Origin of the sequence: Shinella sp. WSJ-2 (assembly GCF_003432075.1) — a bacterium.
Classification (GTDB): domain Bacteria; phylum Pseudomonadota; class Alphaproteobacteria; order Rhizobiales; family Rhizobiaceae; genus Shinella.
In genome coordinates, this window is record NZ_QWBU01000001.1 from 496,421 (window position 1) to 517,865 (window position 21,445).

18 protein-coding genes and 1 other RNA gene are annotated in these 21,445 nt (G+C 63.6%); 1 reads left to right on the forward strand and 18 read right to left on the reverse strand.

The genetic code is table 11. The annotated features are described in order from the left end of the window. Positions 1–21: 21 nt before the first annotated feature. From ftsA to D0Y60_RS02430, 3 genes are read right to left on the reverse strand one after another with little or no spacing between them, the layout of a single operon-like run. Entirely contained in the window at positions 22–1,353 is a 1,332-nt protein-coding gene (gene ftsA, locus D0Y60_RS02420) for a cell division protein FtsA (protein WP_117366535.1), read from the reverse strand. After that, positions 1,350–2,270, reverse strand: coding sequence for a cell division protein FtsQ/DivIB (locus tag D0Y60_RS02425; protein ID WP_117366536.1), 921 nt, complete (start codon positions 2,268–2,270; stop codon positions 1,350–1,352). Before D0Y60_RS02425 ends, ftsA begins: the two co-directional genes overlap by 4 nt. After that, positions 2,258–3,184 (reverse strand): D-alanine--D-alanine ligase, encoded by a 927-nt coding sequence (locus D0Y60_RS02430; protein WP_117366537.1) that lies wholly within the window; start codon positions 3,182–3,184, stop codon positions 2,258–2,260. Before D0Y60_RS02430 ends, D0Y60_RS02425 begins: the two co-directional genes overlap by 13 nt. Positions 3,185–3,614: 430 nt before the next feature. Here D0Y60_RS02430 and D0Y60_RS02435 point away from each other — a divergent pair, with 430 nt between their 5' ends. Then, positions 3,615–4,919 carry an MFS transporter gene (locus tag D0Y60_RS02435; RefSeq protein WP_117366538.1) on the forward strand — a complete coding sequence of 435 codons (1,305 nt, stop codon included), beginning with the start codon at positions 3,615–3,617 and terminating at the stop codon, positions 4,917–4,919. 69 nt (positions 4,920–4,988) lie between these two features. Here the strand turns inward: D0Y60_RS02435 and aqpZ (D0Y60_RS02440) are convergent, their stop codons facing one another. From aqpZ (D0Y60_RS02440) to rnpB, 15 genes are all read right to left on the reverse strand, one after another. After that, on the reverse strand, positions 4,989–5,675 hold the full coding sequence (gene aqpZ, locus D0Y60_RS02440; RefSeq protein ID WP_117366539.1) for an aquaporin Z: 687 nt from the start codon (positions 5,673–5,675) through the stop codon (positions 4,989–4,991). A gap of 121 nt (positions 5,676–5,796) precedes the next feature. After that, the gene (aqpZ, locus tag D0Y60_RS02445; protein ID WP_117366540.1) at positions 5,797–6,507 is read right to left on the reverse strand and encodes an aquaporin Z; all 711 of its coding nucleotides are present in this window, start codon (positions 6,505–6,507) and stop codon (positions 5,797–5,799) included. 143 nt (positions 6,508–6,650) lie between these two features. Then, the gene (gene murB / locus D0Y60_RS02450; RefSeq protein WP_117366541.1) at positions 6,651–7,625 is read right to left on the reverse strand and encodes a UDP-N-acetylmuramate dehydrogenase; all 975 of its coding nucleotides are present in this window, start codon (positions 7,623–7,625) and stop codon (positions 6,651–6,653) included. Continuing rightward, a complete protein-coding gene (gene murC, locus D0Y60_RS02455; RefSeq protein ID WP_117366542.1) occupies positions 7,622–9,037 on the reverse strand; it encodes a UDP-N-acetylmuramate--L-alanine ligase in 1,416 nt (471 codons plus the stop codon). The genes murB and murC overlap by 4 nt, the downstream gene beginning before the upstream one ends. Beyond that, positions 9,034–10,155, reverse strand: coding sequence for an undecaprenyldiphospho-muramoylpentapeptide beta-N-acetylglucosaminyltransferase (murG, locus tag D0Y60_RS02460; protein ID WP_117366543.1), 1,122 nt, complete (start codon positions 10,153–10,155; stop codon positions 9,034–9,036). The genes murC and murG overlap by 4 nt, the downstream gene beginning before the upstream one ends. 9 nt (positions 10,156–10,164) lie before the next feature. After that, complete coding sequence (ftsW, locus tag D0Y60_RS02465) at positions 10,165–11,319, reverse strand: putative lipid II flippase FtsW (protein ID WP_117366544.1); 1,155 nt, start codon at positions 11,317–11,319, stop codon at positions 10,165–10,167. A 69-nt stretch (positions 11,320–11,388) separates the two neighbouring features. After that, the gene (gene murD, locus D0Y60_RS02470) at positions 11,389–12,786 is read right to left on the reverse strand and encodes a UDP-N-acetylmuramoyl-L-alanine--D-glutamate ligase (RefSeq protein ID WP_117366545.1); all 1,398 of its coding nucleotides are present in this window, start codon (positions 12,784–12,786) and stop codon (positions 11,389–11,391) included. Between the two features lie 8 nt (positions 12,787–12,794). Then, positions 12,795–13,895, reverse strand: a complete 1,101-nt coding sequence (gene mraY, locus D0Y60_RS02475) for a phospho-N-acetylmuramoyl-pentapeptide-transferase (RefSeq protein ID WP_117366546.1) — start codon at positions 13,893–13,895, stop codon at positions 12,795–12,797. 118 nt (positions 13,896–14,013) lie between these two features. Further along, positions 14,014–15,447, reverse strand: a complete 1,434-nt coding sequence (locus tag D0Y60_RS02480; RefSeq protein WP_117366547.1) for a UDP-N-acetylmuramoylalanyl-D-glutamyl-2,6-diaminopimelate--D-alanyl-D-alanine ligase — start codon at positions 15,445–15,447, stop codon at positions 14,014–14,016. Next, on the reverse strand, positions 15,444–16,895 hold the full coding sequence (locus D0Y60_RS02485) for a UDP-N-acetylmuramoyl-L-alanyl-D-glutamate--2,6-diaminopimelate ligase (RefSeq protein WP_117366548.1): 1,452 nt from the start codon (positions 16,893–16,895) through the stop codon (positions 15,444–15,446). The genes D0Y60_RS02480 and D0Y60_RS02485 overlap by 4 nt, the downstream gene beginning before the upstream one ends. A 64-nt stretch (positions 16,896–16,959) precedes the next feature. After that, positions 16,960–18,702 carry a penicillin-binding protein 2 gene (locus tag D0Y60_RS02490; RefSeq protein ID WP_117366549.1) on the reverse strand — a complete coding sequence of 581 codons (1,743 nt, stop codon included), beginning with the start codon at positions 18,700–18,702 and terminating at the stop codon, positions 16,960–16,962. Beyond that, a complete protein-coding gene (locus D0Y60_RS02495; RefSeq protein ID WP_245409066.1) occupies positions 18,702–19,109 on the reverse strand; it encodes a hypothetical protein in 408 nt (135 codons plus the stop codon). Before D0Y60_RS02495 ends, D0Y60_RS02490 begins: the two co-directional genes overlap by 1 nt. Positions 19,110–19,112: 3 nt before the next feature. After that, positions 19,113–20,138, reverse strand: a complete 1,026-nt coding sequence (gene rsmH, locus D0Y60_RS02500; protein ID WP_117366550.1) for a 16S rRNA (cytosine(1402)-N(4))-methyltransferase RsmH — start codon at positions 20,136–20,138, stop codon at positions 19,113–19,115. A 14-nt stretch (positions 20,139–20,152) separates the two neighbouring features. Continuing rightward, entirely contained in the window at positions 20,153–20,593 is a 441-nt protein-coding gene (mraZ, locus tag D0Y60_RS02505; protein WP_117366551.1) for a division/cell wall cluster transcriptional repressor MraZ, read from the reverse strand. A gap of 420 nt (positions 20,594–21,013) precedes the next feature. Beyond that, an RNA gene (gene rnpB / locus D0Y60_RS02510) (RNase P RNA component class A) lies at positions 21,014–21,409 on the reverse strand. Between the last annotated feature and the right edge of the window lie 36 nt (positions 21,410–21,445).

The window sequence follows — 21,445 nt, forward strand, 5'->3', positions numbered from 1 at the left end:
TCTACGCCGCCGGAAAACCCGTCAGAAACTTTCCTTCAGCCACTGTCCCATGCGGGCGATGCGGCCATTGCCCCCCGTCAGCTGCGAGAGCATACCGCCCTGCACAGCGTGTTCTTCCAGTTCCGCGACCTGCGGATAGATCATCAGGCCGACCGCCGTCGAAAAGGCCGGGCCCTTCGCCGCCGTCGGCAGGCCGGACACGCCGAGCGGGCGGCCGATGCGGACATTGCGGGCGAGGATGCGGCGGGCCGCTTCCGGCAGGCCCGTCAGCTGGCTGGCGCCGCCCGTCAGCACAATCCGCTTGCCGACGATCGGCGAGAAGCCGGAACGCTGGATGCGGTCGCGAATGAGTTCGAGCGTCTCTTCGATACGGGCCCGCACGATGCGCGAGATGAGCGCGCGCGGCACATGGGTCGGCTGGTCACGGTCGTCTTCGCCGATCGGCGGGACGGTGAGGATGTCGCGCTCGTCGCCGGCATTGGCGAGAGCGGAGCCGTGCACGACCTTCAGGCGCTCGGCGTCCTCGATACGGGTCGAGAGGCCGCGGGCAAGGTCGGTGGTGACGTGATGGCCGCCAAGGGACACCGCGTCGGAATGCACCAGCTTGCCTTCGGCGAAGACGGAGATCGTCGTCGTGCCGCCACCCATGTCGATGCAGGCGCAGCCGAGTTCGACTTCGTCGTCGACCAGAGCCGAAAGGCCACTGGCATAAGGCGTGGCAACCATGCCCTCGACGGAGAGGTGAGCACGGTTGATGCAGAGCTCGAGGTTCTTGAGCGAGGTGCGCTCGGCCGTCAGCACATGCATGTCGACCCCAAGCACGTCGCCATACATGGAGAGCGGATCGCGGATGCCGCGCTCGCCATCCAGCGAGAAGCCGGTCGGCAGCGAGTGGAGAATGGCACGGTCCTGGCGCAGCGACTGCTGGCCGGCAACGGCAAGCACCTTGCGCAGGTCGTTGGCATCGACTTCCTGACCACCGAGATCGATGGTGGCAGTGTAGATGTCGCTCTGCAGGCGGCCGGCGGATACGTTGACGATCAGGCTCTCGATGGTGAGACCGGCCATGCGCTCGGCCGCATCGACGGCGAGACGGACGACGCTTTCGGCAGCATCGAGATCGGCGATCACCCCGTTCTTCACACCGCGGGATTTCTGGTGGCCGATGCCGATGATCTCGACATTGTGCGTGCGGCCCGGAAGGATTTCGCTCTCGGCGCGCGGCGTCAGCCGGCCGATCATGCAGACGACCTTGGTGGAACCGATGTCAAGGACCGAAACGACGTGAGCCCGCTTGGAAGACAGCGGCTTCAAGCGCGGCAGGCCGAAATGGGACGAACCGAAAATGCTCATGTGCGCTTCGCTGCCTTCTTCAGGTCCTTGGCCCTCTGCTCGACCGCCTTATTGCGACGTTCGAGCGCCCCTTCCGTCAATTGAACCGTCGTGCGGTCTTCGAGACGCAGATCGACGGCTGCGATGTCGCGCTCCAGAAGCTGTTCGCTCGCATCGAGCGAGGCCAGCATGTCCATGGCGCGCGGCACATTGTGTTCCGGCAGCTTGACGACGATGCCGTTTTCGAGACGCAGATCCCAACGGCGCCCGGCGACCCGGATATAGGCCTTCACCCGCGATTTGAGCTCCGGCCAGCTGTCGAACTCGTCGGAAAAGCTTGCCGCCGCGGTTTCGGCATCGCGACCGACGAACAGCGGCAGCGAGGAAAACTTGTTGTCGCGCAGCGGCGCGATCACGCTGCCGTTCTTCTCGATCAGCGAGAGGTCGGTGCCGTGCTGCCAGATCGCGAAGGCTTCGCGCTCCTTAAGCGCGATCTCGATCGTGCCCGGATAGACCTTGCGGACCGAGACGTCCTCGACCCAGGGCAGCTCGGTCAGCCGCTGGCGGGCTTCCTTGACGTCGAGGGCGACCAACGAGGTCGTGCCGTCGAGGCCGAGGCGCTCGAGAATGTCGATTTCCGAGGTCTCCCGGTTGCCCGAGACCTTCACGTCCTCGATGGCAAAGCCGATCGCTGTGGTCGAAGCCTGGGCGAAATCCTGCGAGTGGCCACCGAGCGACATGCCGTAGAGGCCGGTCGCGCCGATAAAGGCGACGGTGGCGATGCTGCCGGTATGACGCGGAATGTTAATTCGGCCAGCCGCGAGGCTGACGAGGAAGCGCACGACGCGGCGCAGCGGACGCGGCAGCACGCGACCGGCTTCCGGCTCTGCGAGGCCTGCGGGACGAACCCTACCCTTCTTGACGCTCAACGCAAACACGACGCGTCCTCCACCATCCACTTCAAGAATTCACCAAAGGAATGGCCGGCATGATCGGCCATTTCGGGCACCAGGGAGGTGGGGGTCATGCCGGGCTGGGTGTTGATTTCCAGCCAGATCAGCTCGCCATTCTCGGAGAAACGATCGTCGTAGCGGAAGTCGGAACGGCTGACGCCACGGCACCCGATCGCTTGATGCGCCTTGAGTGCGAGTGTTTGTACTTTTTGGTAAATATTTGGTGAAATCTGCGCCGGGATGACGTGTTTCGAACCACCTTTTACGTATTTGGAATCATAGTCGTAGAAGGCGTGGCCCTGCGGCACCACTTCGGTCACGCCGAGCGCCACATCGCCCATGACGCCGCAGGTGAGTTCGCGGCCATAGACGTAGCGTTCAACCATGACGCTGTCGCCGTAGCGCCATTCCTGCGAGGTGATGATCTGCGGCGGATGCGACTGGTCTTCCTTGACCATGACAACGCCGAAGGAGGACCCCTCGCGCACGGGCTTCACCACGTATGGCGGCTTCATCGGGTGGCTGGAGGTGAATTCGAATCGGTTCATCAGCCGCTGCTCGGCGACAGGAATGCCGGCGGCCTTGGCGACGATCTTCGCCTGCGCCTTATCCATGGCGAGCGCGGAGGCGAGCACGCCGGAATGGGTATAGGGAATTTCGAGATATTCGAGCACGCCCTGAATGGTGCCGTCCTCGCCGAAGGGGCCATGCAGCGCATTGAAGGCGACGTCGGGCTTCAGCTCGGCAAGCACGCTGGCAATATCATGACCGACATCGACGCGAGTGACCTTATAGCCGACCGCCTCGAGCGCATCCGCGCAGGCGTTGCCCGACGAAAGGCTCACCGGCCGTTCCGACGAAAAACCACCCATCAACATCGCGACGTGCTTGACGCTCATGAAACCCTCAACTGAATACCGCACACTGCCCCTCGTCGCTTGTGCGGACCTGATTTTCGCTCCGGATCCGACTCGGGCGACCGAGATGGGACCACTAGAGCGGCATTAAGGTTAATGAAGCGTTTACTTTCGTTAACCTGACCCGCCGCGGGACGAATTTTCCTCATCCGAATCAAGTCACGCTTCGATTCCTCTTCTGGAATCAGAGAGTTGCGACCGACGCAAGAAAAACCAAAAAATTAGAGGATGCTGAGCAACGAGCAGGATGGCGGGAAGCCTTGGTAAATGCCGGGAAACCGGCGGAGACCGAAAAGTACGATTTTTCGCCCGTATGCGATCTTTTATTGTTTCATCGACCGCACGGTTAACGTAATAGAACCCCGCTGCCTCCAAAGACGGCAAACAAGAAACATTAAAAAAGGCACCCACGATGAGTAACACACTCGCTTCCGGGTCGCCGACCGCAACGCATTCCAACCGTGCCGGGCTGAACTCCCCGGCCCGCGTTCTTTTTGCAAGTCTGGTCGGAACGACCATCGAATTCTTCGATTTCTACGTTTACGCCACCGCCGCCGTGCTGGTCTTCCCGACGCTGTTCTTCCCGAACAACGATCCGACGACAGCGCTGCTCGCGTCCTTCGCGACCTTCTCCATCGCCTTCTTCGCCCGCCCGCTCGGCGCCATCGTCTTCGGACATTACGGCGACCGTATCGGCCGCAAGGCGACGCTGGTCGCTGCGCTTCTGACCATGGGCGTCTCGACCGTGATCATCGGCCTCCTGCCCTCTTACGAGAGCATTGGCGTGCTCGCGCCGCTGCTCTTGGCGCTCTGCCGATTCGGCCAGGGTTTTGGTCTCGGCGGTGAATGGGGCGGCGCGGTGCTGCTCGCCACGGAAAATGCCCCTCCGGGCAAGCGCAGCTGGTACGGCATGTTCCCGCAGCTGGGCGCGCCGGTCGGCCTGTTCCTCTCCTCCGGCATCTTCTGGCTGCTGCTGCATGTCATGTCGCAGGAAACGCTCCTCGCCTGGGGCTGGCGCATTCCCTTCGTCGCCTCGATCGTGCTGATCGCCGTCGGCCTGTGGGTCCGCCTGTCGATCACCGAGACGCCGGCCTTCCAGAAGGCCATCGAGAAGCAGGAGCGTGTGGAGGTGCCCGTTGTGGAGCTCTTCCGCAACCACAAGCGCAGCCTCGTGCTCGGCACTTTCGTGGCGCTCGCCACCTTCGTGCTGTTCTACATCGGCTCGGCCTATCTGCTTTCCTACAACGTCAAGGTTCTCGGCATTCCTTTCGTCGAGGCGCTGGAAGTGCAGCTGCTGGGCTCGGTGCTCTTCGGTCTCTTCATTCCGATCGCCGGCAAGCTCGCAGAACGTTTCGGCCGGCGTGAAGTGCTCATCCTCACGACCGTCCTGATCGGCGTGTTCTCGTTCTTCCTGCCGGGCCTGATGACCGGCGGCGAAACGTCGATCTTCGTCTTCGTGATCTTCGCGATGGCACTGATGGGCATGACCTACGGCCTGATCGGCACGGCGCTGGCCGCGCCCTTCCCGACGCGGGTGCGCTATACCGGCTCGTCGATCACCTTCAATTTCGCCGGCATCTTCGGCGCCTCGCTCGCGCCCTATATCGCGACATGGCTGCAGGCGAATTACGGCATGACCTATGTCGGCTACTATCTCGGCATCGCCGCCGTGATTACGCTCGCCTGCATCCTGCTTTCAGGCAAGGAAGAGGTCTGAGTCTTTTAAAAAAGGCCGCGAATCAAAAACCCGCCGTGGCGACACGGCGGGTTTTTTGCCTTGAAGAGATCAGTCGTTTTCGCCGACGATCTTCCAGATCACACCGCCGATGACGGCGCCGACGATCGGGGCCACCCAGAACAGCCAGAGCTGCGAGAGGGCCGCCGTCTCGGCAAACAGTGCCACGCCCGTCGAGCGGGCCGGGTTCACCGAGGTGTTGGTGACCGGGATCGAGACGAGGTGGATCAGCGTCAGGCCGAGACCGATGGCGATCGGCGCAAAGCCGGCCGGTGCGCGGCCATGGGTGGAGCCGAGGATGATGATGAGGAAGAACGCCGTCAGCACCACTTCCGCCACCAGCGCCGCCGTCAGCGAATAGCCGCCGGGCGACAGTTCGCCATAGCCGTTCGAGGCGAAGCCGCCGGCGGCAAAGCCGGCCTTGCCGGATGCGATGAGATAGAGCACCGCCGCTGCGGCAACAGCACCGACGACCTGCGCCACGATATAGGGCACAAGGCTGGAGGCTGGGAACTTACCGGCGACCGTCAGGCCGACGGAGACAGCCGGGTTGAAGTGGCCGCCCGAAATGCCGCCGACCGTATAGGCCATGGTCAGAACCGTCAGGCCGAAGGCGAAGGAAACGCCGAGCAGGCCGATACCGACTTCCGGAAATGCGGCCGCCAGCACGGCGCTGCCGCAGCCACCGAAGACGAGCCAGAATGTGCCGAGAAATTCGGCCGAAAGTTTTTTAAACATGAGTGCCCCCTATCCAGGCCCCGCTGGAGCGAGGCCAGTCGCGCAACCATAGCACGACTGGGGCTAGATTTCGCTAAACTTATCTGAATGAAGTCTGAACGAAGCAAAATATTCGAAAACCCTAATTCGAAACATGAATTTCCGCTGTATCCCGCTCGCCGATTGCCTTCCAGACCAGCGTACCGACAACGGCGCCGAGCATGGGCGCAAGCCAGAACAGCCAGAGCTGTGATAAGGCCGCCGTATCGGCAAACAGCGCAAGACCGGTCGACCGGGCCGGGTTGAGCGACGTGTTGGTGATCGGGATCGAGACGAGGTTGATCGCCGTGAGGCTGAGGCCAATGGAGACAGGCGCGAAGCCGGTGGGAACACGCGCATGGATGGAGCCGAGGATCACGAAAAGAAACAGCGTCATCAGCACCACCTCAGAAACCAGCGCCGCCGTTAGCGAATAACCACCTGGCGACAACGCGCCGTAGCCATTGGCGCCAAAGCCGCCCGGCAAAAAACCGGCCTTGCCGGAGGCGACGAGATAGAGCGTTGCCGCGGCCGCCGTCGCGCCCGCCACCTGTGCGACGGCATAGGGCAGCACCTGCGCTGCGGGGAATTTGCCGGCGACGGCAAGGCCGACGGAGACGGCCGGGTTCATATGGCCCCCGGAAATGCCACCGATCGCATAGAGCATCGCCATCAGCGCGATACCGGCGGAGAAGGAAATGCCGACAATGCCGATCCCAATCTGCGGAAAGGCCGCGGCCAGAATACCGCTGCCGCTACCGATGAAGATGAGCCAGAAGGTGCCGATGAATTCGGCGGTCAGTTTTTTCAACAAGAATGCCCCCAACGCCCCGCAAAGCAGGGCCGCGCGCCGCATCGGGCGCGCGATGTCACAAGTTTTGGATGGACTTGCCTGTGGGGGAGAGGGAGTGCGCTGCGCCTGAGGCGCCCGGGAACTCCCCAGCAAGGGTAGACGGATCAGGCCGTTGCGCGGCCCAAAAACTCCTTGACCTCATAGCCCGGCATGAAATTGCCGAGACGCTTGATTTCCCATTGCAGCAGGATGCCGGACTGCTCCAGCACACGGCTGCGCACGGTTTCGCCGAGATATTCCAGCTCGTAGCCGGTCGCCTGTCCCGTATTGATCATGAAATTGCAGTGCATCGGCGACATCTGCGCGCCGCCGATCAGCATGCCACGGCAACCGGCCTCGTCGATGAGCTTCCAGGCCGAATGGCCCTCGGGATTCTTGAAGGTCGAGCCGCCGGTCTTTTCGCGGATCGGCTGGACGGTCTCGCGGTGCTGGCGCACGGCGTCCATCTTGGCGCGAATCTCCTCCTTGTCGCCCGCCTGTCCGCGAAAGACGGCGTGCGTGAAGATCAGATCGCTCGGGGCCGTCGACTTGCGGTAGCTGTAGCCCATATCCGCATTGGAGAGCACATGCTGGTTGCCCTTGCGGTCGATGGCGTGAACCTCGACGACGAGGTCCTTGGTTTCGCCGCCGTTGGCACCGGCATTCATCCGCAACGCGCCGCCGATCGAACCGGGAATGCCGTAATAGAACTCGAAGCCCGCAATGTTGTGGTCGAGCGCCATGGCGGCGATGTTCTTGTCCGGGCAAATGCCGCCCGCCTTGATCGTGTTGTCGCCGACGAGCTCGACATCGCCGAAACCCTTGGCCGACAGGCGGATGACGATGCCCGGAATGCCACCGTCGCGAACCAGGAGGTTCGAACCCACGCCGGTCACAGTCAGCGGCACGTCTTCCGGCACCAGCTTCAGGAAGGTTGCGAGGTCTTCGACGTCATGCGGATGGAACATCAGTTCGGCAAGGCCGCCGGCACGGAACCAGGTCACGCGGTCCATTGGCGCATCCGGCGTCAGACGGCCGCGCACCTCTTTGATGCCCTCGCCCAGCGACGCCAGAAGTTTTGCTCCATCGACCGTTCTCATGCCACCTCACCCGAAATGCCTGCCAATTCCTTCGGCAGCGCCTGCGCCCAATGCGTGATGCTGCCAGCCCCCAAGAGAACCACGAAATCGCCGGGCTTTGCAATGCCGGCGACGATCCCGGCCAGTCCCTCCGGGGAGGCCAGAAACCGCGCATCGCGATGACCGGCCGCCCTGATGCGGGAAACCAGTTCTTCGGCGGTCACGCCATCGATCGGGTCCTCGCCCGCCGCATAGATCGGCGGAATCATAATCGTGTCGGCATCGTTGAAGCAGCCAGCGAACTCCTCGAAGAGGCTCGCGACGCGGCTGTAGCGGTGCGGCTGGTGGACGGCGATGATGCGGCCGGAGCAGGCCTCGCGCGCGGCGCGCAGCACGGCCTTGATCTCGACCGGATGGTGGCCGTAGTCGTCATAGACGTTCACACCGTTCCAGCTGCCGGTGAAGGTGAAGCGGCGTTTGACGCCGCCGAAGCTTGCAAGCCCCTTGGCGATCAGATCCGGCGAAATGCCGAGACGCTGCGCGACCGCAATAGCCGCCGTGGCGTTGGACACATTGTGTCGGCCGGGCATCGGCAGGCGCAAGTCCTTCAGCGAAATTACCTGGCCGGTACGGCGGCGGCGGATTTCGACGTCGAAAACCGAGACCGCGCCGTCCATGCGAATGTTGGAAAAGCGCACGTCGGCCTGCGGGTTCTCGCCGTAGGTGATGACCTTACGGTCCTCGATGCGGCTGACCATGGCCTGAACTTCGGGATGATCGAGGCACATGACACCGAAGCCGTAGAACGGCACGTTCTCGACGAACTGGCGGAAGGCCGCGCGCACGGCGTCGAAATTGCCGTAGTGGTCGAGATGTTCGGGGTCGATATTGGTGACGATGGCGATTTCGGCCGGCAGCTTCAGGAAGGTGCCGTCCGATTCGTCGGCCTCCACCACCATCCACTCGCCCTCACCCATGCGGGCATTGGTGCCATAGGCGTTGATGATGCCGCCATTGATGACCGTCGGGTCGAGGCCACCGGCTTCCAGCAGCGTCGCGACCATCGAGGTGGTCGTCGTCTTGCCATGCGTACCGCCGACGGCGATGGCATTGCGAAAGCGCATCAGCTCAGCGAGCATTTCCGCGCGGCGCACGACGGGCAGCAGCTTTTCGCGCGCCGCGACGAGTTCCGGATTGCCCTTCTTGATGGCGGTGGAAACGACGACGACTTCGGCCTCACCCAGGTTCTCGGCCTTGTGACCGACGAAAACCTCGATACCCTTGTCGCGCAGACGCTGCACATTGGCGCTGTCTGCCTGGTCGGAGCCCTGCACCTTGTGGCCGAGATTGTGCAGCACTTCGGCAATACCGCTCATGCCGATACCGCCAATGCCAATGAAATGAACGAGCCCTATGCTCTTCGGCATCTTCATGGCCGTTCTCCCTTGAATTGCGCTATGGTCTTGCCGCCCGCAATAGCCTCAACCATCAAGGCGAGCAAGCGCGCGGCATCCGGTTTGCCCGCCTTTCTGGCATTCGCCGCCATGGCGGCCATGCCCGAAGGATCGTGCATCGCCTTGGAAACGATGCTTGCAAGGCGCTCCGTCGAAAGCTCGGATTGCGCGATCACCTTCGCCCCGCCGCCCGAGGCAAGTGCTGCGGCATTCGCCGCCTGGTCATGATCGAGCGCGTAGGGATAGGGCACCAGAACGGACGGGCGGCCGATGACAGAGACTTCCGAAACGGTTGAGGCGCCGGAGCGGCTGATGATCAGGTGCGCACGGCCGATGCGCTCGGCCATATCACTGAAGAACGGCGAGACCTCGGCGGGAATGGCCAGATCGGCATAGGTGCGCACCACCTCGTCACGATCTTCCGGCCGCGCCTGCTGGGTGATCTTCAGCCGCGCACGATCGGCCGACTCCAGTGCCGCAATCGCCGAAGGAATGGCCTTGGAAAAGAACTGCGCGCCCTGGCTGCCGCCGAACACGACGAGGCGGAATTCGCCATCGGTCGAGGCTTCATAAGCGATGTTTGCAGCCTCGAGCACGGCCGGACGCACCGGGTTGCCCGTCGTCACCGTCTTTTCGGAATACTGTCCACCCGTCTCCGGGAGGAAGCCGCCGGCAATCGCCTTGACGCGGGCGGCAAGCGCCTTGTTGGCGCGGCCCATCACGGCGTTCTGCTCGTGGATCATCGAGGGAATGCCCATGCCGGTCGCGGCCAGAAGCGGCGGCACGGTAGGATAGCCGCCGAAGCCGACGACGACCTTCGGCTTCAGCCGTGCCATCAGTTTGCGCGCGACGCGAATGCCCTTCCACAGCGTGAACAGCGATTTGGCGACACTGATCGGGTTCTTCGAGCCGATCGTCGCGGAGGGCACGACATGGATTTCGTCGGCGGGAAATTTGCCGGCGAAGCGCTCGGCGCGGCTGTCGGTGACGAGATGCACCGACCAGCCGCCGGCCTTCAGCTCATGGGCGAGCGCCTCTGCGGGAAAGAGATGGCCGCCGGTACCACCGGCGGCGAGAAGAACGATACCTTTGGTCATTCGAAACCCTTATTCAGCGGGCGCCATGATGCCGCCGCGGAAGAGGCTGCGCTCGGAGGCGCGCTTTTCGGGACGGTGTCGGGTCAGCGCCAGGATGAAGCCGGCCGTCACGCAGATCGCGATCATGGATGAGCCACCATAAGAAATGAGCGGCAGCGTCATGCCCTTGGCCGGCAGCAGTTCGAGATTGACGCCGATGTTGATCATCGACTGGATGCCGAGCTGCAGCACGAGGCCGGCGACGGCGAAGCGCGTGAAGTCGTTGCGCTCCTTGAAGGCATGGTTGAGGCCGCGCATCACCACGAAGGCGAAGATCGCGACGATGACCATGCAGAAGATGATGCCGAACTCTTCCGCCGCGACGGAGAAGATGAAGTCGGTGTGGCTGTCCGGGATGATCCGCTTGACGGTGCCTTCGCCCGGCCCCTGGCCGAACCAGTTGCCGCGAATGATGGCCTCGCGCGCGGTGTCCATCTGGAACGTGTCGCCTTCACCGGTCATGAACTTGTCGATACGTCCCGCCACGTGCGGCAGGAACGTATAGGCGGTGAGAAGGCCACCAACGGCCGCGCCGCCGAGGATGATGATCCACAGCCAGGGCATGCCGGCCATGAAGAACATGCCGCCCCAGACGGCAGCTGTCAGAATGGTCTGGCCAAGGTCGGGCTGGGCGACGAGCAGCGCCGCGACGATGCCGAACAGGATGATGGCGAAGAGATTGCCGGGGATTTCCGGCTGGCGGGCATGTTCGGAAAACAGCCAGGCGCAAATGATGACGAAGGCCGGCTTCATGAATTCCGACGGCTGGATGGAGAGGCTGCCGATGGAAATCCAGCGCCGCGAACCCTTCACCTCGACGCCGAAGAACAGAGCCAGCACCATGGCCGCAAGCGACACGATCAGCAGGATCATCGCCGCCCGCCGCACCTGGCGCGGCGACAGGAAGGAGATGCCGAACATGATGGCGATGGCCGGTACGAGGAACATCGCGTGGCGCCGCACGAAGTGGAAGCTGTCGAGGCCGATGCGCTCGGCAACCGCCGGGCTTGCCGCGAAGGACAGCATGAAACCCAGCCCCATCAAAAGGATGAAGGCCGCGAGGAAGTAGCGGTCTATCGTCCAGAACCAGTCCGCCAATGCACCACGTTCGGCACGACTAACCATGTCTCTTTCCCCTGTTTCAGATCAATTCCGGATCGAGCCGCCGCACGCGCCTGCCGGAATTTCACGATGTCAAACGGCGACCAGCATGGACACGCCCGGCACACCGGCCACGTGTTTCACGAAGGCATCGCCCCGCACTTCAAAATTCTTGTACTGGTCGAAGCTTGCGCAAGCCGGGGAGAGCAGAACGGCAACGGGACCGTTGCCATCTTTCTCCGCGTCCGCCGCTGCGTCCGCCACGGCCTTTTCCAGCGTGCCCGACATTTCATGGGCGACGGCGCCGCCGAGCATCTCGGCAAAGGCCGGCGCCGCTTCGCCGATCAGGTAGGCCTTGGCGATCTTCGGGAAGAAGCTGCCGAGCGAGGAAATGCCCCCCTCCTTCGGCACGCCGCCGGCAATCCAGTAGATCCGCTCGAAGCTCGACAGCGCGGGCGCTGCCGCATCGGCATTGGTCGCCTTGGAATCGTTGACGAAGAGCGTGTCACCCCTGCGGCCGACCGGCTGCATGCGATGCTTCAGGCCGGGGAAGGACGCAAGGCCCGCCCGGATTTCGTTTTCGTCGATACCGACGGCGAGGCAGGCCGCAAATGCCGCCGCCGCATTCTGGGCGTTGTGATTGCCGCGCAGCGTTTGGATCAGCGAGAGATCGGCAATCTCGCGCGTCGCGCCGCCCTGCGCGAGGATCAGCCGGGAACCTTCGGCATAGATACCGTCGGCCAACACATTGCGCTTGGAGATGCGCACGACCCTGGTGCCGGCGCGTTCGATGCGGTCGGCGATGATCTCGCAATAGGTGTCGTCAACGCCGACGACCGCCGTCTTGCTGCCCGCGACCAGCCGCTCCTTGACGTCGGCATAGTGCTGCATCGAGCCGTGACGGTCGAGATGATCAGGCGTCAGGTTCAGCAGGATGCCGGCGGACGGGTTCAGCGTCGGCGCGAGGTCGATCTGGTAGGACGAGCACTCGACGACGTAGAAGCGGCCCGCCTTAGGCGGATCGAGTGTCAGCACGGCCGTTCCGATATTGCCGCCGAGCTGCGTGTCGCGGCCGCTTGCCTTGAGGATATGGGCAATGAGCGCAGTGGTGGTCGACTTGCCGTTCGTGCCGGTGATGGCGATGAACGGGCAATCGGGCGCATGCGCACGGCGCTCGCGGGCGAAAAGCTCGACGTCGCCGATGATCTCGACGCCGGCAGCGTTTGCAAGCTCGGCGCTCCAGTGCGGCTTCGGGTGGGTCAGCGGCACGCCAGGCGAGAGCACCAGCGCGTCGATGGCCTTCCAGTCGAGCGCGCGCAGATCACCGGTCTTCACACCGGCAGCGGAAGCATTCTCGACGCTTGCGGCGCTGTCGTCCCAGGCGGTTACATCGGCCCCACCGGCGGCGAGCGCCAGCGCGGTCGCCAGACCCGAGCCGCCGAGCCCGAAGAGCGCGACCGACTTTCCCTTCAATGTGGTGACGGGGATCATCGCAGGCCTTACCGCAGCTTGAGCGTGGAAAGGCCGACCAGCGCCAGGATGACGGCGATGATCCAGAAACGGATGACGACCTGGCTTTCCGTCCAGCCCTTCTTTTCGAAGTGGTGGTGGATCGGCGCCATCAGGAAGACGCGCTTGCCGGTGAGCTTGAACGAGCCGACCTGGATGATGACCGACAGCGTCTCCATGACGAACAGACCGCCGATGATGGCCATGACGATCTCGTGCTTGGTGGCGACGGCAACCGTGCCGATGAGCCCGCCGAGCGCCAGCGAGCCGGTGTCGCCCATGAAGATGGCGGCCGGCGGCGCGTTGAACCACAGGAAGCCGAGACCGGCCCCGATGACGGCGCCGAGCACGACGGCAAGTTCCCCAGTGCCGGGCACGAAATGGATCTGCAGGTAGTTGGCGAAAACCGCGTTGCCGGCGAGATACGCGATGACGCCGAACGAGGCCGCCGAGATCATGACCGGAACCGTGGCGAGGCCGTCAAGCCCATCCGTCAGGTTGACCGCGTTACCGGCCGCGACGATGACGAAGCCGCCGAAGAGCACAAAGAAGATGCCGAGATTGACCAGCAGGTCCTTGGCGAAGGGGAAGGCGATGGACGAGCCGAAGGTGGAGCCAGCCGGGCCGGTGGCAAGCGACGCGCGCATCATGAAGAAGGTCGCCGCCCCGGCGATCAGGAATTCCAGGCCAAGCCGCGCCTTGCCGGAAAAGCCCTTGTCGGTCTGCTTGGTGACTTTCAGGTAGTCGTCATAGAAGCCGATGGCGCCGAAGCCGAGGGTGACGAGCAGCGTGGCGACCACGTAGACATTGGACAGGTCGGCCCAGAGCAGCGCGCTGCCGACGATGCCGGCCAGGATCATCAGGCCGCCCATGGTCGGCGTGCCGGCCTTCTTGAAATGCGTCTGGGGACCGTCGGCGCGGATCGGCTGGCCCTTGCCCTGGCGGATGCGCAACGACGAGATGATCATCGGTCCGAACAGGAAGACGATCGTAGCGGAGGTGAACAGCGCAGCGCCGGTCCGGAAAGTAATGTAGCGAAACAGGTTGAACACCTGGATGGTGTCCGCCAGTTCGACGAGCCAAAGCAGCATTGTCACCCTTTCCCCAAAAGGTTCTCCGAAGCGTCCGCGGCGTGACAGGCCGGCGGACAGAGAAGCAAATCACATAAAGAAGAAGGTCCGGCAGACGTCTGTCCAGCCGAACCCCTCCTCAACTCTCGCGTTCCCCTTCGGAGAACGTCGGATATTTGTCAAGCAGAGCCGTAACGATGCGGCTGAAACCCGTACCCTTGGACGATTTTACGACCAATACGTCGCCGGCACGCACGGCATCCAGCGCGTATTTGGCAAGCTCGTCGGCCGTATCGCGATATTCGCGGTTCACGCCTTCGGGCAACGCATCGCGCAGCGACGCCATATCGGGGCCACCGAGCCAGACATCGGCGATGCCGGCCTCGACAAGCGGCTCGGCAAGCCCGGCATGCACGGCGGGCGAATGTTCACCCATTTCCAACATGTCGCCGAGCACGGCGATGCGGCGTCCGCCGGCCTGCGGCTGGGCATCGCGCAAAAGCGCGATCGCCGCCCGCATAGAGGCCGGGTTGGCATTGTAGCTCTCGTCGATCAGCGTGAACCAGCCGCCGTCCTTGGCGAGCCGGTAGCGCCGGCCGCGGCCTTTTTCGGCCTGCATGGTGGCAAGGCCACCCATCGCCCGCTCGATATCCGCCCCCGCCAGATGCACGGCGCCGAGTACGGCAACGGCGTTTTCGGCGATATGCCGACCGGGCGCGCCCATCGGCACCTCCAGCGTCTGGCCGCCGACGGCGGCGCGCAGCAGGCTGCCCTCACCGCTCGGCAGGAAATCGAGCAGACGGAATTCCGCCTTGGGATCGGCCCCGAAGGAATGGATATGCGCGACGCCGGCCGTCTTAGCCGCCTCTTCGAGGAAACCGAACTGTTCGTTGTCGCGGTTGAGAATGGCATGACCACCCGGCACGACACCTTCGAAGATCTCGGCCTTGGCGGCGGCGATCTCCTCGAGGTCGCGGAAATTGCCGAGATGGGCCGGCGCGATCGTCGTGATCATCGCGATATGCGGGCGCACCATGGCGACCAGCGGGCGGATTTCGTTGGCATGGTTCATGCCGATTTCGAAAATACCGTAATCGGTGGTCTCGGGCATGCGCGCCAGCGTCAGCGGCACGCCCCAATGGTTGTTGAACGAGGCGACGGAGGCATGGACACTGCCGGAAGGCGACAGAGCCTGGCGCAGCATCTCCTTGCTTGTCGTCTTGCCGACCGAGCCGGTGACGGCGATGATGCGGGCGGCCGTGCGGTCGCGCGCCGCGCAGCCGAGATCGACCAGCGCCTGCAAAACGTCCTGCACCACGATCATGGGCGTCACGAGACGGCCGAGCGCCGGCAGCTTGCCTTCGCTGACGACGAGCAGCGACGCACCATTGGCAACGGCGAAGCTCGCAAAGTCATGCCCGTCGACGCGGTCGCCCTTGATGGCGAAAAACGCCTCGCCGGCGCCGATCGCGCGGCTGTCGATGGAAATGCCGGTGATGCCCTGCGGCAGGTTGCCGATGGGGCGGCCGTGCATGGCGGCAATGAGATCAGCGCTGGTCCAGAGCCATTTCACCGGTCGAGTTCCTCCAGCGCCTTGCGCAATTCGGCATGGTCGGAGAACGGCAGCGTCACCGCGCCCACGGTCTGTCCCTCTTCATGCCCCTTGCCGGCAACGATCAGCGTATCGCCCGACTGCAGCATCTTGACCGCGGCGCGGATCGCTTCGGCCCGATCACCGATCTCGGTCGCACCGGTGGCCGCAGCCATGATCTCGGAGCGGATGACGGCGGGCACTTCCGAACGCGGATTGTCGTCGGTGACGATGACCACATCCGCCAGACGCGTGGCGATCTCGCCCATGATCGGGCGCTTGCCCTTGTCGCGATCGCCGCCGCAGCCGAAGACCACGATGACGCGACCGGTGGTGAAGGGGCGCACGGAGGTCAGCACATTTTCAAGCGCATCCGGCTTGTGCGCATAATCGACATAGGTGAGCGCACCGTTCTTCGCGTGACCGACCAGTTCGAGGCGGCCGGGCGCGCCGATCAGCTTTTCGAGCGCCGCCATGGCCGTGGCGGCCGGTACGCCCGTCGACATGGCAAGGCCCGCCGCGACAAGCGCATTCGCCACCTGGAAATCGCCGGCCAGCGGAATATGCACTTCAAAAATATCGTCGCCGACATGGATTTCGGCGGTCTGCTTGTGGCGGAAATGCTCGACGCGCTTCAGGGCGAGATAATCGCCCTTGCGGCCGACCATGCGCACGTCGAGACCCGCCTTATGCGCCGCGTCGATGGCTTGGCCCGACCATTCGTCGTCAGCATAGATCACGGCAGGCAGCCCCTTGGCGAGCAGCGTATCGAACAGCCGCATCTTGGAGGCCATGTAGTGCTCGACCGTGGGATGATAATCCATGTGGTCACGGCCAAGATTGGTGAAGGCGGCGGCGGCAAGTTTCACACCGTCGAGCCGCGCCTGGTCGAGGCCGTGGCTGGAGGCTTCCATCGCGGCATGGGTGACGCCGGCATCGGCGAGTTCGGCAAGCAGCGCATGCAGCGATACCGGATCGGGCGTCGTCAGCGAACCATAATCGTTGCGGCCCGGTGCCACGACGCCGGTCGTGCCGATCATAGCGGCCGGGTGGCCTGCATAGGCCCAGATCTGGCGCGTGAAGGAGGCGACGGAGGTCTTGCCCGCGGTGCCGGTCACGGCGACCATGGTTTCCGGCTGGCGGCCATAGAATTTCGCGGCGGCAAGCGCCAGGAAGCGGCGCGGCTCGGCAACGGCGATGACAGGAACGGCGGCTTCGACCGAAACGCCCTCCGCGACCACGACGGCCGCGGCGCCGCGCGAGACGGCATCGGCAATGAAGGCGCTGCCGTCTGCCTTGGTGCCCGTCAGAGCGACAAAGAGATCGCCCGGCTTCGCCTTCCGGCTGTCGCTCGTGATACCACTTATCGTCGCGGCGGCTGCGGCGCCCAGGTCGTTGGCTTCGGGTCCGGCGAGGTCACTGATCTTCATTATCCGCTCTATTGCTGTCTATGGGTGCCGTCTCCGTCTCGAATCGGCATCCCCTCTTCTCCGGTCAATAAGACACAAGCGTGGCAGACCCGTCCTCACCAAATTTCGGCTTTACACCGAGAAGGGCGGCAGAGCGGCGGATGATCTCGCCCACCATGGGGGCGGCGTTGCTGCCGGCGGTGCGGCCGCCGCCCTCGCCGGTCTGCGGCGCATCGATGAAGGTCAGAACCACATATTTCGGGTCGTCGATCGGGAAGCCGGACAGGAAGGCGTTGAAGTTCTGCGTGTTGGAATAGCGCCCGCCGACGACCTTGTTGGCCGTGCCGGTCTTGCCGCCGACATTGAAGCCGGGAACGAGCGAACGGCGGCCGGAACCGTCATTGGCGTTGAGCTTGAAGAGATAGCGCATGTTCTCGACGGTCTGCGGGTGAATGACCACCTTGGCGATCTCGTCGGCCTCTTCCTGCGTGCGCGGCAGGAAGGTGGGGTTGAAGAGCTTGCCGCCATTGATGAGCGCCGCACCGGCAACGGCGGTCTGCAGCGGCGTCGTGGAAACGCCGTGGCCGAAGGAGATGGTGATCGAGTTGATCTTCTTCCATTCGCGCGGCTGGGTCGGCGTTTTGACCTCCGGCAGCTCGGTATCCATCCTCGTCAGCAGGCCGAGCCGGGTCAAGAACTCCTTGTGACCGGCGATACCGACGACGTCGGCCTCCTTGGCCGTGCCGATGTTCGACGAATACTGGAAGATTTCCGGCACGGTGAGGATTCGGTGCTTGCCGTGGAAATCCTTGATGGTGAAGCCGCCGATGCGGATCGGCGCGCGCGCGTCGAAACTGTCGGTGATCTTCACCTTGCCCGAATCGAGCGCCATGGCGGTGGTGAAGCTCTTGAAGGTCGAGCCCATCTCGAACGTGCCGTTCGACATGCGGTTCATCCAGCCTTCCTTGGCGCCTTCCGCTGGGTTGTTCGGATCATAGTCAGGATAGGAGGCCATGGCGAGCACCTCGCCCGTGCGCACGTCGAGCACGACGGCACCGGCGGCGATCGCCTTGTACTTCTCCATGCCCTCCTTGACCACTTCGCGCACGATGGCCTGCACGCGGATGTCGATGGAAAGGCGCACCGGCTCCAGCTTGGCGTCGCTCGTCATGCCGATGGCGGCCAAGTCGGCGAGACCCTGGCTGTCGATGTAGCGCTCCATGCCGGCAATGCCGCGGTTGTCGATGTTGACGTGACCGAGGATGTGCGACGCCGTCGCTCCGCCCGGATAGAAGCGGCGCTTTTCCGGCCGGAAGCCGACGCCGGGAATGCCGAGCGCGAGGATCTTGCTCTGCTGCTTGGGCGTCAGCTGGCGCTTCAGCCACTGGAAGCGGGATTTCGAGGTGAGCTTGCGGTAGATGCCGCGGCGGTCGAGATCCGGCAGCACGGTCGCCAGCATTTCGACGGCTTCGTCCGCATCGACGATCTTGTGCGGCTCGGCATAGAGCGAGACGGTGCGGATGTCGGTCGCCAGGATTTCGCCGTTGCGGTCGATGATATCGGGACGCGAAGCCATCAAATGGTCTGCCGGGCCAATGGAGGACACCGTCTCGGACGAGGCCATGCCGTATTGCACGAGGCGGCCGCCGATAACGGCATAGGCCATGCCGAAGCAGCAGATCATGACGGCAACGCGGCTGCGGGCCTGCGAGCCGGAACGCTTGCGCGTGCCCTCGAAGGCCGGGCCTCCAGCGCCGGTATTGTTGTTGCCGCCGGCGCTGAAATGCGCCTTGCTCTTGACGACCATGATGCGGGAGAGAAAGGACATCAGTTTGCCACCGATCCGGTTTGGATTGCGTCCGTGTTCTTCTTCTTGGTGTTTTTCTTGCCGTCGGCGACCTTCGCGTCCGCCTTGGCATCCTTGGCCGGCTCCAGCGCCGGCAGCTCGGCCATCGGCATCGGCAGCTCGTTCGGCTGCACCAGCTGGGTCGATTCGGTCGGCACGAGCTTCAAGTCGCCTTCAAAAGTCTTGACGAGGCGGTTGAGACGGCTTGGCTGGGTCAGCAGCGCCCAGTCGGCCTTGAGAAGGTCGATCGTGTCCTCCTCAAGCTTGATCTCGGCGTCGAGCTTGCGCACTTCTTCCTGCTTGTTCTCAGCCTGATGCTTGAGCGAATAGGTGACGGTGGCGGCTGCGGTCATGACGGCGATCAGCACGACATCAAGGGTACGGAACATCACTCAGCTTCCCATCTTCTCGATGCTGGCAAGGTTGGGCAGATTGAAAATCGACGGATCATCCGTCCCGGCAGGAGCGCTGGTGCGCTCGCCTGCCCTCAGCTTCGCGGATCTCGCACGCGGATTGACCGCGCTCTCCTCGTCGCTGGCTGCCACCATAGGGCGCCCGACTGGTGCGAAGGTTGCGGCTTTGTCGTGAACTTCGGGCAGATGGCGCGAGCCCGCAGCCTTGCCCGAACGATCCTGGAAGAACTTTTTGACGATGCGGTCTTCCAGCGAATGGAAGGAGACGATCACGAGGCGCCCGCCCGGCTTCAGCGCCCGCTCGGCGGCAAACAGCGCCTCGGCAAGCTCGCCGAGCTCGTCATTGACGAAGACGCGCAGCGCCTGGAAGACGCGCGTCGCCGGATGGATCTTGTCCTTGGCCTTGCGCGGCGTGGTCAGCTCGATGAGGTTGGCAAGCTGGCGCGTCGTCGTGAACGGCTCCTTCTCGCGCGCCTTCTCGATGGCGCGGGCGATGCGCCCCGCCTGTTTCTCTTCGCCGAGGAAGCCGAAGATGCGGATGAGGTCCGAGACCTTGGCGCGGTTCACCACGTCGGCGGCCGAAACGCCCGACGCGGACATGCGCATATCGAGCGGGCCGTTCTTCTGGAAGGAGAAGCCGCGCTCGGCCTCGTCGATCTGCATGGAGGAGACGCCGATGTCGAGCACGACGCCGTCGAGCCCGCCTGCTGGCGCGTGTTCGGCAAGCTCGGAAAAGCACGAATGGATCAGGGTCAGCCGACCGCCGGACGCCTGGACGAGGTCCTGCCCGCCGGCAATGGCATTGGGATCGCGGTCGAGACCGATGACATCGGCACCGGCAGCGAGGATCGCCGACGTGTAGCCGCCCGCTCCAAAGGTACCGTCGAGGATGACCTGCCCGGGTCTTGGCGCGAGTGCCTCGATGACCTCGGAGAGAAGAACCGGAATGTGACGGACCGGTCCGCCATCGGCATCAGATAAACCTCCGCCAAGATCCGCCGCCATTCCGATTCTCCGTCTTACCCCGAGCCCAGACCTCGCGTTCTGAACTCTTCCCGGGCCGCCGTCTGTGTGGCTTCGAATGTCTGCGGTGCCCAGAGCTGAAAATGATCGGCCCGACCGACAAAGGTCACGTCCGTGGTAATGCCCGTGAAGTCCCGGATGAAATCCGTGACTGCCAGACGCCCTTCGGAATCGAGCTTCATGAAGACCCCGCCCCCGTGGATCAGGAGCGACATCCGATTGGCTTTCGGCGAAAATACATCCTCGCTGGCGATCTGGCGCTCGAAACGATCGAGCAGATCCAGCCCACCGACGCTGATCGCCGGAAACATGAAGTCCTGGAAGCAATACAGCTCCCGGATGTCGCGCTGCGCGAGCACGGAGCGAAACGCCGAGGGAACGGAAACCCTCCCCTTGGCATCGATCCTGTTCGTCGCATTCGACAGGAACCGGTTCATGACGCGATACAGCCGTTCCCCAAGCCGGGACGCTGTGCATCCACCCCGGCAACTCCAACACCACACTGCGCGCAGAAACCAGCGCTGATGCCACGCTTACGCGTCGCACCGTCCCCAGCCGGTTAGCCTCAAAGCTTTGCGATGATCGGACGCTCATGCGTCCTCGTGCAGTGTGATTTTGGGATACCATGGGACCATATGGGCGTCAATGGGAAGAGACCTCATCTCCTGTGTTCAGACCGTCAAACGTTTATAAGCTGTTAAGTTTAACAAAAGGTTAGGAAGGACCACCCAACGCCTTGTATTTGCAGGCGCACAGACACCGCCCGCGTGCGTTTCGCCGTATGGCAAGGCATGCGCGAAACCCAGGAATTTCAGCGCATTAGAGGGTCATGAAAAAATCATGCCGAGGGGGAAATTTTTGCCAGTTGGCCTGTAAGCCGGGTTCTGTATGGCTCCGGTTTGCACCGGAACGTGGCAGCCATTCATCTGGGACCGGACTTGCGCCCGGCCTCTTGCAACCCACCCGGATGACCGGCCCGGAAACGGGCTGAAGCGCTCACGCGCTTCGCGTCATCCCTATTCGGTTTTGCTCCCGGTGGGGTTTACCTTGCCGTCCCTGTCGCCAGGAACGCGGTGGGCTCTTACCCCACCCTTTCACCCTTACCTTCCGAGGAAGGCGGTTTGCTTTCTGTGGCACTTTCCCTGGGGTCGCCCCCGCCGGACGTTATCCGGCACCGTGTTTCCGTGGAGCCCGGACTTTCCTCCCCCTGCGGCCTTTCGGCACTTGCAGAGCGCGGCTGCCCGGCCAACTGGCAGGCGCTGACTAGCCCATGGCGCAAGGAAACACCA